Below are 12,955 nucleotides of genomic sequence, written 5' to 3' on the forward strand. Positions count from 1 at the left end.
GACTCCGCCGACCTGAACGTGCAGCGTTGAATCCAGAATCAAGCTTCGCTGTGAATTCACAATCGACGCGGTGGTTCAGGTCGATGTAGCTCGCAAGTCACCTCGGTCAGCCCCCTCTCCCTCCGGGAGGGGGCTGGGGTGAGGGTCTGTGCCTCTCAAGGCTCCAGCCCGATCCCCCGCAAAATCACACTGGTCACCGTCTGCACCGCCCGCTCGAACTGCATGTCCGACAGCGGTTGATGCTCGTTGAGAATATTCACCTGATGATCGAAGTCGGCGTAGTGCTGGGTCGACGCCCAGATCATGTACAGCAGGCTCGACGGTTCCACCGGCAGAATGCGCTTGTCCTCGACCCACTGACGGATCTTCGCTTCTTTCATCTTCGCCCAGTCGTACAGGCTGACGTCCAGCGCCTCACCGAGGGTCGGGGCGCCGTGGATGATTTCATTGGCCCAGACCTTCGAGCCATACGGCCGGCTGCGCGAGTGGTTCATCTTGGCGCGGATATAACTGCTGAGTACCACGCGCGGATCGTCGAACATCTCGAAGCACAGCGCGTCCTGTTTCCACACTTCCAGCAGGTCGAACAGCACCGCGCTGTACAGCTCGCTCTTGGTACTGAAGTAGTAATGCAGGTTGGAGCGCGGCAGTTGCACTTCGGCGGCAATGTCGGCCATCGCGGTGCCGCCGAAGCCTTTTTCGGCGAACACCTTTTCCGCCGCCAGAAGGATTTTCTCGACGTTACTGCGACGGATCTCGATCTTGTGATTGCCCATGAGGGCTCCCTGACGACAACGTTGTTGAAGACTAGCATCCGCTCAGGCACGGGGGCGACAGCCGAGAACGATTCTTCACACACCCCGGCTGTTTTCTGGTTTAGGATCGCCCCCCTTCTCCTTGCAACCGCTGAAGGAATACCACCATGAGCATTCGCAAGCGCATCGCCGCTGACGATCCGCAACTCGCCGCGCTGTGGGAGCGTTCAGTCCGCGCCACCCACGATTTTCTCCCGGAAGACGATATCTCCCGGTTGTTTCCGATGGTGCGCGACGCCTACCTGCCCTCGCTCGATGTCTGGGTCTGGGAAAACCCGGACCAGACCCCGGCCGGTTTCATCGCCACCGACGCGGACACCGTGCAGATGCTGTTCATCGACCCGGCCTTCCGAGGTCAGGGCATTGGCCGGCAACTGCTCGATCACGTGGCCCGGCCACGGCTGAAAGTCGACGTGAACGAGCAGAACCCGCAGGCCCACGGTTTCTACCTGCACTACGGTTTCGAAGACATCAGCCGCTCGGCACTCGACGGCGAAGGCCGGCCATTCCCGGTCATTCACATGCGTCTGAAAGGCGCCTGATTCGCGCTCTATACTCAGCCCGCGACTTCACTGAAAGGAACCTGTCCATGTCGATGAAAAAACTGCTCACCGCTGGCGCCCTGCTGGCTTCACTGGCAGTCACTTCCCAGGCCTTCGCCCACGCCCACCTGAAAAGCCAGACCCCGGCCGCCGACAGCACCGTCACCGCACCTGCGGACCTGCGCCTGGTGTTTTCCGAAGGCGTCGAAGCCGCTTTCACCAAGGTCGTCATCACCCATGACGGCGCGCCGGTAGCGGTCAAACCGCTGACCACCGAAGGCGACAAGAAAACCCTGATCGTCACCCCCGAAGCCCCACTGACCGCTGGCGAATACAAAGTCGAATGGCACGCGGTATCGGTCGATACACACAAGAGCGAAGGCGCCTATCAGTTCAAGGTCGGCCAGTAATTCATGAGCGAAGCGCTGGTGCTGTGCCGATTCCTGCATTTCGCCGTGGTCTTGATGCTGTTCGGAGCCTGGCTGTTCAGGCCGCTGCTGCTCAAGGGTGAAGCGCCGGAACTGGATCGGCACCTGGCGCGACTGACCCGCTGGCTGGCGGCGATTGCCCTGGCCAGCGGCGTCATCTGGGCGTTGTTGATTACCGCAAGCATGGCCGGTTCGGCGGCGGACGCGTTTGATCCGGTCACCGTCGAGCTGGTCCTCGGTCATACGTTTTTCGGTCAGGTCTGGCGCTGGCATCTGTTGATCAACGCCCTGTTGCTGGCGTTGCTGTTTACGCCGTGGCGTTCGAACCGGCCATTGCGACTGGGCTTGAGCGCGCTGCTGCTGATGACGCTGGCGCCGGTCGGTCACGGCGCCATGTTCGACGGCCTCAGCGGGCAACTGCTGATCCTCAACCAAGTCATTCATCTCACCTGCGTCGGCGCCTGGCTCGGCGGCCTGCTGATGCTGGTGATGATCCTGCGCCAACCCGAACATCCCGTGCGCGAAGTCTTGCAGCGATTCAGCGGGCTCGGTTACGGGCTGGTCGCCGGCCTGCTGATCACCGGGCTGATCAACGTGCGCGTGCTCACCGGCCAATGGTGGCCGACGCAGCTGTTCTCGGGGTTCGCCCTGATCCTGTTGATCAAGGCGCTGCTAGTATTCGGCATGCTTGCACTGGCGCTGTTCAATCGCCTGCGGATCAACGATTGCGAACAGCGGATCAACGCCCTCAAGCGCAGCGTCATGCTCGAATGGCTGCTGGGGATCGGCGCCGTGGCGGCGGTTTCTGTGCTCGGCACCCTGCCGCCGATGATCGCCGTCTGAGGTCAGTGTTTCTGGGTATCACCCGCCGCCGTATCAATGCTGACCACCACCGACATCCCCGGCCGCAAGCGCTCGCTCTCCTGCTGATCCGGATCGATGGTGATGCGCACCGGCACCCGCTGGGCGATTTTCACGAAGTTGCCGGTGGCGTTGTCGGCCTGCAACAACGCGAATTCGGAGCCGGTGCCCGGCGAGATGTGCTGCACGTGGCCGGTGAATTTGCGGTGGTTCAAGCCATCGACGGTGAAGCTCGCCGGCTGCCCGACTCGCACATTGTCCATCTGGGTTTCCTTGAGGTTGGCGATCACCCATTTCTGGTTCGGCACCAGCGCCATCAACTGCGCCCCGGAGTTGACGTAGGCGCCGAGACGCACGCCAATCTGCCCGAGCTGACCGTCACGCGGGGCGATGATCCGGGTGTTGGACAAATCGATCCGCGCCAGTTGCACCGCTGCATCGGCGCTGGCCACCGCCGCTTCCAGAGAGCCACGATTGACGATCACCGTTTGCAGATCCTGCCGGGCGATTTCCAGATTGGCCTTGGCCTGCGCCACCGCCGCAATGCTTTGCGCGTTGGCGGCCAGCGCTACGTCCATCTCGCGCTTGGACACGGAACCGTCGTTGACCAGCGCCTTGTTGCGCCGCAGATCCGCCTCGCTTTTGCGCAGCTGCGCTTCGCTGTCGGCCACCACCGCCTGCCGCAACTTGATCGTCGCTTCGGCGCTGTTGCGCTGCTGCACGACGTTGGCCAGCGAGGCCCTTTGCACCGCCAGTTGCGCCAGCGACTGGTCGAGGCGTTGCTGATAGATGCGGTCATCGAGACGCACCAGCAAATCCCCTTCCTTCACAAACTGGAAGTCCTGTACCGGCACTTCAAACACATAACCGCTGAGCTGCGGGCCGATGATCGTCACCTGCCCGCGCACCAGGGCGTTTTCAGTAGTCTCGACCGCACTGCTGAACGGCGGCAACTGCCAGGCATAGAGCACGATCAACACGCCGACGATGGCAATCGCGGCAAAGCCCAGCGACGAGATGATCCGCACCCGCAACGAGCGCGGCTCGGTGTTCGTTGATGACGGCGGCGCCACGCCTTCAGGGATGGCGGCGATGGCATTGGTGGTCGTGGTAGTCGGTTCGGTCATGAAGAAGTGGCACCGCTGGAAGGTACGGAAGGTGTCGGGGCGACGGCTCTAGTGGTGCTGATCAGCCACAGCGCACGGATGGAAATCCAGATCATGGTCAGGATCGCGATCACCGCGATCAGCATGAACACATCGTTATAGGCCAGCACGTTGGCTTCGCGGGTGGCCGCGTTGGCCAGGCTGCGAATGCCCGCCAGATTGCGCAGGCTCGGGTCGGCGATCAGCGAACCAACCGCCGAACCGCCGCTCTGTACCCGCGCAGCGACACGCGGGTCGGACATCACCAGTTGCTCGACGATGTGGCTGGAATGAAATTTCTCGCGCACGATCTGGAACGTCCCCAGCAACGCCGCGCCGATCAGGCCGCCGAGGTTGTTGCAGATCCCGAACAACACCGAAAAGCTCACCAGGTTGCGCGGGTTGGTCAGCACGTTGCGAGTACCCAGCACCATGGTCGGGCCGAGGAAGAAGGTACTGCCGAACGCCAGCAGGAATTGGCTGAAATACAGATTGCCGGGGCGGGTCAGGTTGTTCGATGAGCTGTCCATGATCGAGCCGGTGGCCATCAACGCCAGCGAAACGATCAGCGGCATCAGCAGGTGTTTCGGGTCGATGGTCAGCGCACTGGTGAGCAGACCGGCGACGCTGCCGATCAGCATCACCACGTACAGGCTATGAAGCTGCTGGCTGCTCATGTTCAGGTTTTGCATGAAGCCCACGGCGCCGGTGGATTGCTCCGAGGTGACCATGCGAATCAGGATTACCGCCAGCGCCAGACGGATCATCACCCCGCTGCCGAGCCAGCGGGTCATCAGCATCGGGTTGCTGCGGTTATGTTCGATGGCCAGCCCAGCCAGAATCAGGGCAATCGACGCGGCCAGGGCGATGCCGATCCAGTCGGCCTCCAGCCACCAGTCGATCCGGCCGAGGGACAACACGGCGCACAGCAAGGCCACGCCGCTGGCCAGGATCGCAAAGGTGAGGAAATCAAGAGGTTCGAAAGTCTTGAACCGGTCACCTGGCGGCAGCTTGAGCATCAGGACACAGCCCAGCGACAGTAGCGCCATGCCCAATTCGAACAGGTACAAGCCGCGCCATTCGGCGATCTGCAGCAAGTCTTCGGAGAATAGCCGCGCCAGCGGCAAGGCCAGTTGCGAGGTGCCAAGGCCCAGCACCAGCGCCTTCATCCGCCATTTGGCCGGGAACGCCTGCACCATGTAATACAGGCCCAGTGAACTGAGTGCCGCGCCGACCATGCCGTGGGCCGCACGCACGGCGACCGCCGAATTCAAGTCATTGACGAACAGATGGCCGAAGGTCACCAGCGCATACAACACCAGAAACACCTCGGTGAACGCCCGCAAACCGAACTGCTGGCGAAACTTCACCAGCAGCAGGTTCATCGACACGTTGGTCATCACATACGCCGCCGGCAACCAGGCCATCTCGGCGGTGGTCGCCCCCAGTGCACCTTGCAGGTAAGGCAGGTTGGCGACTACAAGCGAATTGCCCAACCCGCCGGTCAACGCCACCAGCAACCCGACCAGCGCATAGGCCAGGCGCCTGGGGTTGGAGTGCAGCGGCGTCGAAGGGGAACCGGGCAGACTGGGCTTCTCGTGCGGCTGCCAGTTGCGCGGGGCGTATTGGTTCATTGATCGGCCTTGTACGGTGATGGCTTGAGTTTGCCGCAAAACGGCAGCCAAACACATATCCCTGTGGGTGCTTGCTCACACGGGTTTGGGGTGGATTGGTAAATTTTGTTTAAAAGTCATCTCGCCCGCAGCGGATTTTTCCCGGGCCTGGCGAATGCCAACCTTGCAGCACTTCTCAACCCGCAAGGTGCCCGTTATGACCACTCCCCGCTGGCAACGCTCCCCGCGTCTGCTGAAAAACCTGCTGGCCGCCGCGCTGTTGCTGCCCGCCCTCGCCTTCGCCCAGGAACGCCCGTGGCCGGATGGCTCGCAACTGGTGATTTCGGTGTCGATGCAATTCGAAACCGGCGGCCAGCCCGAAGGCGCAGAAAGCCCGTTCTCCGGTACACCGCTGCCAAAAGGTTATCCGGATCTGCCGGCGCAGACCTGGTTCGATTACGGCTACAAGGAAGGCTTGTGGCGCATGCTCGATCTGTGGGATCGCACCGGCATCAAAGTCACCTCCCACGTGGTTGGCGAAGCGGCGCTCAAGCACCCGGAACTGGCCAAAGCGATTGCCGAGCGCGGTCATGAACTGGCGGCCCACGGCATGCGTTGGGCCGATTCGTACAACATGAACTACGCCCAGGAAAAACAGTTCATCGGCGACGGCGTCGCGGCGGTGGAAAAAATTACCGGTCAGCGCTCGGTCGGCTACAACGCCAACTGGCTACGGCGCAGCCCCAACACGCTGAAGGTGCTGCAGGATCTGAACTTCACCTATCACATCGACGACGTCAGCCGTGACGAACCATTCGTGACGATGGTTCGCGGGCGCAAATTCGCCGTAGTGCCGTACACCCTGCGCAACAACGACATCGTGCTGGTCGAGGGTCGGCACTTCTCCGCCGAGCAGTTCTACCAACAACTGGTGCTGGAATTCGATCGCCTCTACGCCGAAGGCGCGAGCAAGCGGCGCATGATGTCGGTGAGTCTGCACGACCGTATTGGCGGCACCCCGGCGATGGTCGAGGCCATGGAGCGTTTTATCCGTTATGCGCAATCCCGTCCGAAGGTGACATTCATGCGCAAGGACAAGATTGCCCAGATTGTCCTGACCGAGAAAAACCCGCTGATCGACAACACGGAGGCGGCGTATAACCAGTGACAAAAAAATCGCAGCCAGGGCTGCGATTTTTTCTCTGCTAACGATTCACGCGCGCAGCAACATATAACCGGCCACCACCAGGCACACACTGGCGAATCCCACCTGCAACGCCCGCGCCGGCACCCTCGCGCACAGCTTGCGACCAATGATCATGCCGACAATGCTGGCGACGATGAAGGCCGCGCCCAGGTGGTCGATCCGCACACCGGCATGAAACGCTCCGACCACGCCAATCGCGGAAATCAGGCTGATGACCATCAGCGACGTGGCGACGATGCCGCGCATCTGCACATCGGTCAGTTGCTTGAACGCCGGCACGATCAGAAACCCGCCACCCACCCCGAGCAACCCCGACACCACCCCGGTGACCGCGCCCAGCGCCGCGAGGGTTGCGGTGCATTTGGCGGTCCAGGCGAGGCGTCCGGTTTCATGATTGAGCATGCAGTTTTTCTGCCCCCAACTGGCGTGCCCGTGGTCACTCGGCCCTTGCTCCTGACGCTCGCGCCGCAACATGCGCCAGGCGACCATCACCATCAGCAGGCTGAACAGAATCATCAGGATCTTTTCCGGCATCTGATGGGCGAAGTAGATGCCCACCGGCGAAAACACCGCACCGAGCGCCGCGATCAGCAGCGCCGCGCGATAACGCACCAGGCCATGACGCAGACCGTCGATGGCACCGACCGCCGCCGCACTGCCCACCGCGAACAACGCCACCGGTGCCGCCTGGGTCATGCTCCAGCCCAGGCCGAGTACCAGTGCCGGCACCGCGAGAATGCCGCCGCCGGCCCCGGTCAGCCCCAGAATCAACCCCATCACCACGCCAAACAGACTTGCCAGCAACATAGTGATTTCTCAGTCGACTTGAGACAGGCGCGTCAGCCACTCGCGGCCCTTGAGCATGCCGTTCCAGTAGAACCACGGCAGCAACGTCGCTTTCAGCCACCAGGCGGAACGACGCGGCACGGTCGGGTCGAGGGGAAAGGTCGGCAGCAATTTTCCGCCGTAGCCGAACTCGGCGAGGATCACCTTGCCCTTCTCCACCGTCAGCGGGCAGGAACCGTAGCCGTCGTACTTCAGCGGCAGCGCCAGCTCCTTACGCTGGGCCAGCAGGTTTTCCGCGACCACCACGATCTGTTTGCGCACGGCCGCTGCCGTCTTCGCATTGCTGGTGCCGCAAATGTCACCCAGCGCAAACACCTCGGGAAAACGCGGATGCTGCATGGTGTGCGGGTTGACCTCGCACCAGCCGGCGGCATCGGCCAGCGGACTGTGCGCGATGAAATCCGGTGCGACCTGCGGCGGCACGACGTGCAACAGGTCGAAGGTTTTCGCCTGGCGGGTGACGTTGCCGTCGGCGTCCTTCACGTCGAACCATGCGGTTCGCGCCGGGCCGTCGACCTTGACCAGATTGGCGTTGAAGGCCAGGCGGGCGTTGTATTTCTCGATGTACTTCATCAGCGGCGGGACAAACGTCGGCACACCGAACAGCGCCGCGCCGGCCAGGTTGAACTCAACCTCGACCTTGTTCAAAACCCCGGTCTTGCGCCAATGATCGCAGGACAGGTACAGCGCCTTTTGCGGCGCCCCGGCGCATTTGATCGGGATCGGCGGCTGGGTGAACAGCGCCTTGCCGCCGCGCAGTTTCTGCACCTGATCCCAGGTGTATGCCGCGTGCTGGTAGCTGTAGTTGGAGGTCACGCCGTGCTGGCCGAGGCTTTCCTGCAAACCTTCGATCTTCTCCCACGCCAGGCGCAGGCCGGGGCAGACAATCAGGCTCTGATAGCCGACGGTGCGGTCGTCATGCAGGGTTAGGCGGCGCTTGTCCGGATCGACGCCGGTCACGGCGGCCTGCACCCAGGTTGCCTGGCGTGGCAGCACCGATGACATCGGCCGGGCGGTGTCCTTCACGTTGTAGGCGCCACCACCGACCAGCGTCCACGCCGGTTGATAGTAATGATGGGTGCCCGGTTCGATCACGGTGATGTTCAAGTGCGGATCGCGCTTGAGCAGGCTGGCGACAAGACCGATGCCGGCAGTGCCGCCGCCGATGACCACGATGTCCGCACTGATGGATGGCCCCCAGTGTTGATCGTTCATTGTTTGTTCCTTATTGCCGCATGCAAGGAGTCACCACCCACCCGATGTGGGAAGGGTGGCTTTTGGATGAAATCAGGACTGAATCCAACTCTTGAGCACCGCTCCACAGTACAGCCCGGAGAGGGTTTTCATCACCTGGATCACTTCATGACTGGCGAGACCGTAAAAAATGTACTTGCCTTCACGTCGGGTCGCGACCAGCCCTTCATCACGCAGGATGCCCAATTGCTGGGACAGGGTCGGCTGGCGCACGCCGGTCATTTTCTCCAGTTCGCCGACGTTGCGTTCGCCCTGGGTCAACTGGCACAGGATCAACAGCCGATCCTCGTTGGCCAGGGCCTTGAGCAACGCGCAGGCCTTGGAGGCCGAGGCGCGCAATTGGGCGACTTCACATTCGGTCAGACTGGATTGCATTTGCAGGATGCCTTCAACGTCACTTAAGCTGCGAACATTATGTTTTTACATAAAGTGTTGCAACCCATGACAGACTTTTCGTCCTCCCGTACAGGTTCACGTCCATGCCCGCGCTGATAGAAGCCTTCCTCGACCCCGCCTCCTCGACCTACAGCTACGTGGTCTACGAGGCCGACGGCGGCCAGTGCGCAATCGTCGATCCGGTGCTCGACTACGACGGCCCGGCCGGTCGCACCTGCACCGCCCAGGCCGACAGGATCATCACCTTCGTTCGCGCCCATCGCCTGCAAGTGCAATGGCTGCTGGAAACCCACGCCCACGCCGATCACCTGTCCGCCGCGCCGTACCTGCGTCGCGAACTGGGCGGAAAAATCGCCATCGGCCAGTCGATCAGCAAAGTCCAGGACGTGTTCAAGGCGCTGTTCAATCTGGAGCCGGAGTTCTGCGTCGACGGCTCGCAGTTCGACCATCTGTTTGCGCCCAACGAGTCGTTCCTGATCGGCAACCTCAAGGCCACTGCCCTGCACGTCCCCGGCCACACCCCGGCGGACATGGCCTACCTGATCGACAGCGAGCAGATCCTGGTCGGCGACACGCTGTTCATGCCCGATGTCGGCACCGCCCGCTGCGACTTCCCCGGCGGCAACGCCCATCAGCTGTTCAACTCGATCCACAAGCTGCTGGCCTTCCCCGCCAGCGTGAAGCTCTACGTCTGCCACGACTACCCACCCGCCGGTCGCGAAGCGCAATGCCAGACCACCGTGGGTGAACAGCGCAAAAGCAATATCCATGTACACGACGGCATTGATGAGGCGGCGTTCGTCGAGATGCGGACCAAGCGCGATGCCGGGCTGGGAATGCCGACGCTGTTGCTGCCGGCGATCCAGGTGAACGTGCGGGCAGGGAACCTGCCGCCGGCGGAAGACAACGGCGTGGTCTATCTGAAAATTCCGCTGAACGCCTTTTGACGGAGATTCGCCGCCCTCCTCCAGGTGATTTTTCCCACCCTTGCCGGCGAAAGGGTCGAATTGAACGGGGTGGCCTCCAGGCGGAAACTCGATTGGGCAAACATTCAATGGAGTTTTCGCAATATGGATATTCGTATCAATCATCGGGACATGACGCCGGATCAGAAGTCCCGTTTCATCAGCGCCATCCTGAAACTGAAAACCGAAGTCGACAGCGTGCTGCAGCCCGGGATGCAGAGTCGCTACGATGACTTCGTGCAAATCCACAAGAATTCGATGGGACGTGGGAATCCACTCAGCCCCAATCCCCACTCCAGTCCTTTGTTCTACCCATGGCATCGTGTCCTGCTGCGTCAATTCGAATGGGCCTTGCAGTCCGCCGCCGGCGACTCCAGCATCACAATCCCCTACTGGAACTGGCAGCTTACGGGCGCCGATAACCCCTTCACCTCGGACTTCATGGGCGGCAACGGCGACAGCTCGCAACAACAACGCGTGACAAGTGGTCCGTTCACGGTGGAGGCAGGCCGATTCAACGTAGCGGTCTGGGACACTGATACGGGCGACGCCAGCCTACGCCGCAACCTGGGACAGAACGGCGGCCTGCCACCGCCAGGCGTAGTGATTCAGGCACTCAACAGCGTTGTCTACTGGGACGAAACCCTCGGTTGGGAGAACGTTTCGGAAGCACAACTGCACAACCCCGTGCATTCGTGGATCGGCGGCAACATGACGGAAGCGTCCTCCCCCAACGACCCGATCTTCTTCCTGCACCACTGCTACCTCGATCTGCTCTGGGAGCGCTGGAGGCAGCAGCACCGCAACGCATTGCCGTTCATGAGTTCGTCCGGCGAAGCGGGGTTGAACGAGGTTCTGGTTTTCCACCCGGTCAACGAACCGGCCCCGTGGGCGCGCGCCTATGCCGTGCGGGACACACTCGACACCCAAGCGCTCGACTACACCTACGCCTACGTCTGACGGCTCTGGCTGATCAACTGCCCAAGGTCAATCCGTTCGCCGGCAACGGCAAAGCGGTCTTGTAGCGCACCTGCTTCAAGGCAAAACTCGAGCGGATGTTCGCCACCCCTGGCACCTTGGTCAGGAAGTCCATCATGAACCGCTCCAGCGACTGAATGGTCGGCACCAGCACCCGGATCAAATAGTCCGGGTCGCCGGCCATCAGGTAGCACTCCATGACTTCCGGGCGGTCGGAAATCGCTTCTTCGAAATGCTGCAAGGCTTCTTCCACCTGCTTCTCCAGGCTGACGTGAATGAACACGTTGACGTGCAGCCCCAGCAGGTCGGCATCGAGCAGGGTCACCTGCTCGCGAATCAGTCCCAACTCCTCCATCGCCTTGACCCGGTTGAAACACGGCGTCGGCGACAGGTTCACCGAGCGCGCGAGATCGGCGTTGGTGATACGCGCGTTCTCCTGAAGGCTGTTGAGAATCCCGATGTCGGTACGGTCCAGTTTGCGCATGAGACAAAACCACCTGTTTTTTATGTTTATGCAGAATTTCTATCTGCAAATGATCTTCAGCGCAACGAAACACAGAGAAATATTCTTCTTGCCGGGGCCTATGATGTTTGTAGGACAAGATTTCTTTTATCGAAGAATGACTGCCAGCTCACTACAAGAAATTCACAAGATCGAGCGTAGAAGCCATGACCCAAGCGTATGAACCGCTGCGTCTGCACGTCCCTGAACCTTCGGGCCGTCCAGGCTGCAAAACCGACTTCTCCTACCTGCACCTGACCGATGCCGGTACGGTGCGCAAACCTTCCATCGACGTTGAACCGGCCGACACCGCCGACCTGGCCCGTGGCCTGATCCGCGTGCTCGACGACCAAGGCAATGCCCTTGGGCCATGGGCCGAGGACGTGCCGGTCGAGATCCTGCGCAAAGGCATGCGCGCCATGCTCAAGACGCGCATCTACGACAACCGCATGGTGGTCGCCCAGCGTCAGAAAAAAATGTCGTTCTACATGCAGAGCCTCGGCGAAGAAGCCATCGGCAGCGCCCAGGCCCTGGCCTTGAACATCGACGACATGTGCTTCCCGACCTACCGCCAGCAAAGCATCCTGATGGCCCGCGACGTACCGCTGGTCGACCTGATCTGCCAGCTGCTGTCCAACGAGCGCGATCCGCTCAAGGGCCGTCAGTTGCCGATCATGTATTCGGTCAAGGACGCCGGCTTCTTCACCATTTCCGGCAACCTCGCGACCCAGTTCATCCAGGGCGTGGGCTGGGGCATGGCCTCGGCGATCAAGGGCGACACCAAAATCGCCTCGGCCTGGATCGGTGACGGCGCCACCGCCGAATCGGACTTCCACACCGCCCTCACCTTCGCCCACGTCTACCGCGCGCCGGTGATCCTCAACGTGGTCAACAACCAGTGGGCAATCTCGACCTTCCAGGCCATCGCCGGTGGTGAAGCCACCACCTTCGCCGGACGCGGCGTCGGTTGCGGCATCGCCTCGCTGCGGGTCGACGGCAATGATTTCTACGCGGTCTACGCCGCTTCCAGATGGGCCGCCGAACGCGCCCGCCGCAACCTCGGCCCGACCATGATCGAATGGGTCACCTACCGCGCCGGCCCGCACTCGACCTCCGACGATCCGTCGAAATACCGTCCTGCCGACGACTGGAGCCACTTCCCGCTGGGCGATCCGATTGCTCGCCTCAAGCAGCACCTGATCAAGGTCGGCCACTGGTCGGAAGAAGAGCACAGTGCCGTCAGCGCCGAACTGGAAGCCGAGGTGATTGCCGCGCAGAAACAGGCCGAACAGTACGGCACCCTCGCCGGCGGCCAGATTCCGAGCGCCGCGACCATGTTCGAGGATGTCTACAAAGAGATGCCGGAGCACTTGAAGCGCCAGCGTCAGCAGTTGGGGATCTGA

General features: G+C 61.7%; 14 protein-coding genes. 7 read left to right on the plus strand and 7 right to left on the minus strand.

Going from position 1 to position 12,955, the window contains the following annotated elements:
* Nucleotides 1–155 precede the first annotated feature (155 nt).
* Entirely contained in the window at nucleotides 156–776 is a 621-nt protein-coding gene (locus N8H74_RS22070; protein WP_038365564.1) for a TetR/AcrR family transcriptional regulator, read from the minus strand.
* Between the two features lie 146 nt (nucleotides 777–922).
* On the opposite strand from N8H74_RS22070, the gene N8H74_RS22075 reads away from it, so the two are divergent.
* Genes N8H74_RS22075 through copD form a run of 3 tightly spaced genes read left to right on the plus strand, consistent with a single transcriptional unit; the run spans nucleotide 923 to nucleotide 2,628 of the window.
* On the plus strand, nucleotides 923–1,357 hold the full coding sequence (locus tag N8H74_RS22075; protein ID WP_217834095.1) for a GNAT family N-acetyltransferase: 435 nt from the start codon (nucleotides 923–925) through the stop codon (nucleotides 1,355–1,357).
* Nucleotides 1,358–1,404: 47 nt separating this feature from the next.
* Entirely contained in the window at nucleotides 1,405–1,767 is a 363-nt protein-coding gene (gene copC / locus N8H74_RS22080) for a copper homeostasis periplasmic binding protein CopC (RefSeq protein WP_217834094.1), read from the plus strand.
* 3 nt (nucleotides 1,768–1,770) lie between these two features.
* Nucleotides 1,771–2,628: a copper homeostasis membrane protein CopD gene (gene copD, locus N8H74_RS22085; protein WP_262150266.1), complete on the plus strand. Its 858-nt coding sequence runs from the start codon at nucleotides 1,771–1,773 to the stop codon at nucleotides 2,626–2,628.
* Between the two features lie 2 nt (nucleotides 2,629–2,630).
* Here copD and N8H74_RS22090 read toward each other — a convergent pair whose 3' ends face one another.
* Together N8H74_RS22090 and N8H74_RS22095 are read right to left on the minus strand one after the other, a co-directional pair.
* Complete coding sequence (locus tag N8H74_RS22090) at nucleotides 2,631–3,773, minus strand: HlyD family secretion protein (protein ID WP_262150268.1); 1,143 nt, start codon at nucleotides 3,771–3,773, stop codon at nucleotides 2,631–2,633.
* Nucleotides 3,770–5,425, minus strand: coding sequence for an MFS transporter (locus tag N8H74_RS22095; protein ID WP_262150270.1), 1,656 nt, complete (start codon nucleotides 5,423–5,425; stop codon nucleotides 3,770–3,772). The genes N8H74_RS22090 and N8H74_RS22095 overlap by 4 nt, the downstream gene beginning before the upstream one ends.
* A gap of 196 nt (nucleotides 5,426–5,621) precedes the next feature.
* On the opposite strand from N8H74_RS22095, the gene N8H74_RS22100 reads away from it, so the two are divergent.
* Nucleotides 5,622–6,572, plus strand: a complete 951-nt coding sequence (locus tag N8H74_RS22100; protein ID WP_262150272.1) for a polysaccharide deacetylase family protein — start codon at nucleotides 5,622–5,624, stop codon at nucleotides 6,570–6,572.
* 45 nt (nucleotides 6,573–6,617) lie between these two features.
* Here N8H74_RS22100 and N8H74_RS22105 read toward each other — a convergent pair whose 3' ends face one another.
* The 3 genes from N8H74_RS22105 to N8H74_RS22115 all read right to left on the minus strand — a co-directional run bounded on the left by N8H74_RS22105 (nucleotide 6,618) and on the right by N8H74_RS22115 (nucleotide 9,086).
* Nucleotides 6,618–7,418: a sulfite exporter TauE/SafE family protein gene (locus tag N8H74_RS22105; protein WP_262150274.1), complete on the minus strand. Its 801-nt coding sequence runs from the start codon at nucleotides 7,416–7,418 to the stop codon at nucleotides 6,618–6,620.
* Nucleotides 7,419–7,427: 9 nt separating this feature from the next.
* Nucleotides 7,428–8,672, minus strand: a complete 1,245-nt coding sequence (locus N8H74_RS22110) for an FAD/NAD(P)-binding oxidoreductase (protein ID WP_262150276.1) — start codon at nucleotides 8,670–8,672, stop codon at nucleotides 7,428–7,430.
* Between the two features lie 72 nt (nucleotides 8,673–8,744).
* Nucleotides 8,745–9,086, minus strand: a complete 342-nt coding sequence (locus N8H74_RS22115; protein WP_217834088.1) for a metalloregulator ArsR/SmtB family transcription factor — start codon at nucleotides 9,084–9,086, stop codon at nucleotides 8,745–8,747.
* Nucleotides 9,087–9,190: 104 nt separating this feature from the next.
* On the opposite strand from N8H74_RS22115, the gene N8H74_RS22120 reads away from it, so the two are divergent.
* Together N8H74_RS22120 and N8H74_RS22125 are read left to right on the plus strand one after the other, a co-directional pair.
* A complete protein-coding gene (locus tag N8H74_RS22120; protein WP_262150279.1) occupies nucleotides 9,191–10,054 on the plus strand; it encodes an MBL fold metallo-hydrolase in 864 nt (287 codons plus the stop codon).
* A 123-nt stretch (nucleotides 10,055–10,177) separates the two neighbouring features.
* A complete protein-coding gene (locus N8H74_RS22125; protein WP_262150281.1) occupies nucleotides 10,178–11,032 on the plus strand; it encodes a tyrosinase family protein in 855 nt (284 codons plus the stop codon).
* 13 nt (nucleotides 11,033–11,045) lie between these two features.
* Here the strand turns inward: N8H74_RS22125 and bkdR are convergent, their stop codons facing one another.
* Nucleotides 11,046–11,534, minus strand: a complete 489-nt coding sequence (bkdR, locus tag N8H74_RS22130) for a Bkd operon transcriptional regulator BkdR (protein WP_016985245.1) — start codon at nucleotides 11,532–11,534, stop codon at nucleotides 11,046–11,048.
* A gap of 185 nt (nucleotides 11,535–11,719) precedes the next feature.
* Between bkdR and N8H74_RS22135 the strand changes: the two genes are divergently transcribed.
* Nucleotides 11,720–12,955 (plus strand): 3-methyl-2-oxobutanoate dehydrogenase (2-methylpropanoyl-transferring) subunit alpha, encoded by a 1,236-nt coding sequence (locus tag N8H74_RS22135; protein WP_217834085.1) that lies wholly within the window; start codon nucleotides 11,720–11,722, stop codon nucleotides 12,953–12,955.

It is taken from the genome of Pseudomonas sp. B2M1-30 (genome assembly GCF_025447575.1).
GTDB classification, from domain to species: Bacteria; Pseudomonadota; Gammaproteobacteria; order Pseudomonadales; family Pseudomonadaceae; genus Aquipseudomonas; species Aquipseudomonas botevensis.

What these genes read in the sequence shown, in the direction of transcription:
- bkdR (WP_016985245.1), bottom strand. Translation starts at nt 11,534, where the DNA reads ATGCGCAAACTGGACCGTACCGACATCGGGATTCTCAACAGCCTTCAG.
- N8H74_RS22135 (WP_217834085.1), top strand. Translation starts at nt 11,720, where the DNA reads ATGACCCAAGCGTATGAACCGCTGCGTCTGCACGTCCCTGAACCTTCG.
- N8H74_RS22095 (WP_262150270.1), bottom strand. Translation starts at nt 5,425, where the DNA reads ATGAACCAATACGCCCCGCGCAACTGGCAGCCGCACGAGAAGCCCAGT.
- N8H74_RS22090 (WP_262150268.1), bottom strand. Translation starts at nt 3,773, where the DNA reads ATGACCGAACCGACTACCACGACCACCAATGCCATCGCCGCCATCCCT.
- copC (WP_217834094.1), top strand. Translation starts at nt 1,405, where the DNA reads ATGTCGATGAAAAAACTGCTCACCGCTGGCGCCCTGCTGGCTTCACTG.
- N8H74_RS22075 (WP_217834095.1), top strand. Translation starts at nt 923, where the DNA reads ATGAGCATTCGCAAGCGCATCGCCGCTGACGATCCGCAACTCGCCGCG.
- N8H74_RS22120 (WP_262150279.1), top strand. Translation starts at nt 9,191, where the DNA reads ATGCCCGCGCTGATAGAAGCCTTCCTCGACCCCGCCTCCTCGACCTAC.
- N8H74_RS22110 (WP_262150276.1), bottom strand. Translation starts at nt 8,672, where the DNA reads ATGAACGATCAACACTGGGGGCCATCCATCAGTGCGGACATCGTGGTC.
- N8H74_RS22105 (WP_262150274.1), bottom strand. Translation starts at nt 7,418, where the DNA reads ATGTTGCTGGCAAGTCTGTTTGGCGTGGTGATGGGGTTGATTCTGGGG.
- N8H74_RS22070 (WP_038365564.1), bottom strand. Translation starts at nt 776, where the DNA reads ATGGGCAATCACAAGATCGAGATCCGTCGCAGTAACGTCGAGAAAATC.
- copD (WP_262150266.1), top strand. Translation starts at nt 1,771, where the DNA reads ATGAGCGAAGCGCTGGTGCTGTGCCGATTCCTGCATTTCGCCGTGGTC.
- N8H74_RS22100 (WP_262150272.1), top strand. Translation starts at nt 5,622, where the DNA reads ATGACCACTCCCCGCTGGCAACGCTCCCCGCGTCTGCTGAAAAACCTG.
- N8H74_RS22125 (WP_262150281.1), top strand. Translation starts at nt 10,178, where the DNA reads ATGGATATTCGTATCAATCATCGGGACATGACGCCGGATCAGAAGTCC.
- N8H74_RS22115 (WP_217834088.1), bottom strand. Translation starts at nt 9,086, where the DNA reads ATGCAATCCAGTCTGACCGAATGTGAAGTCGCCCAATTGCGCGCCTCG.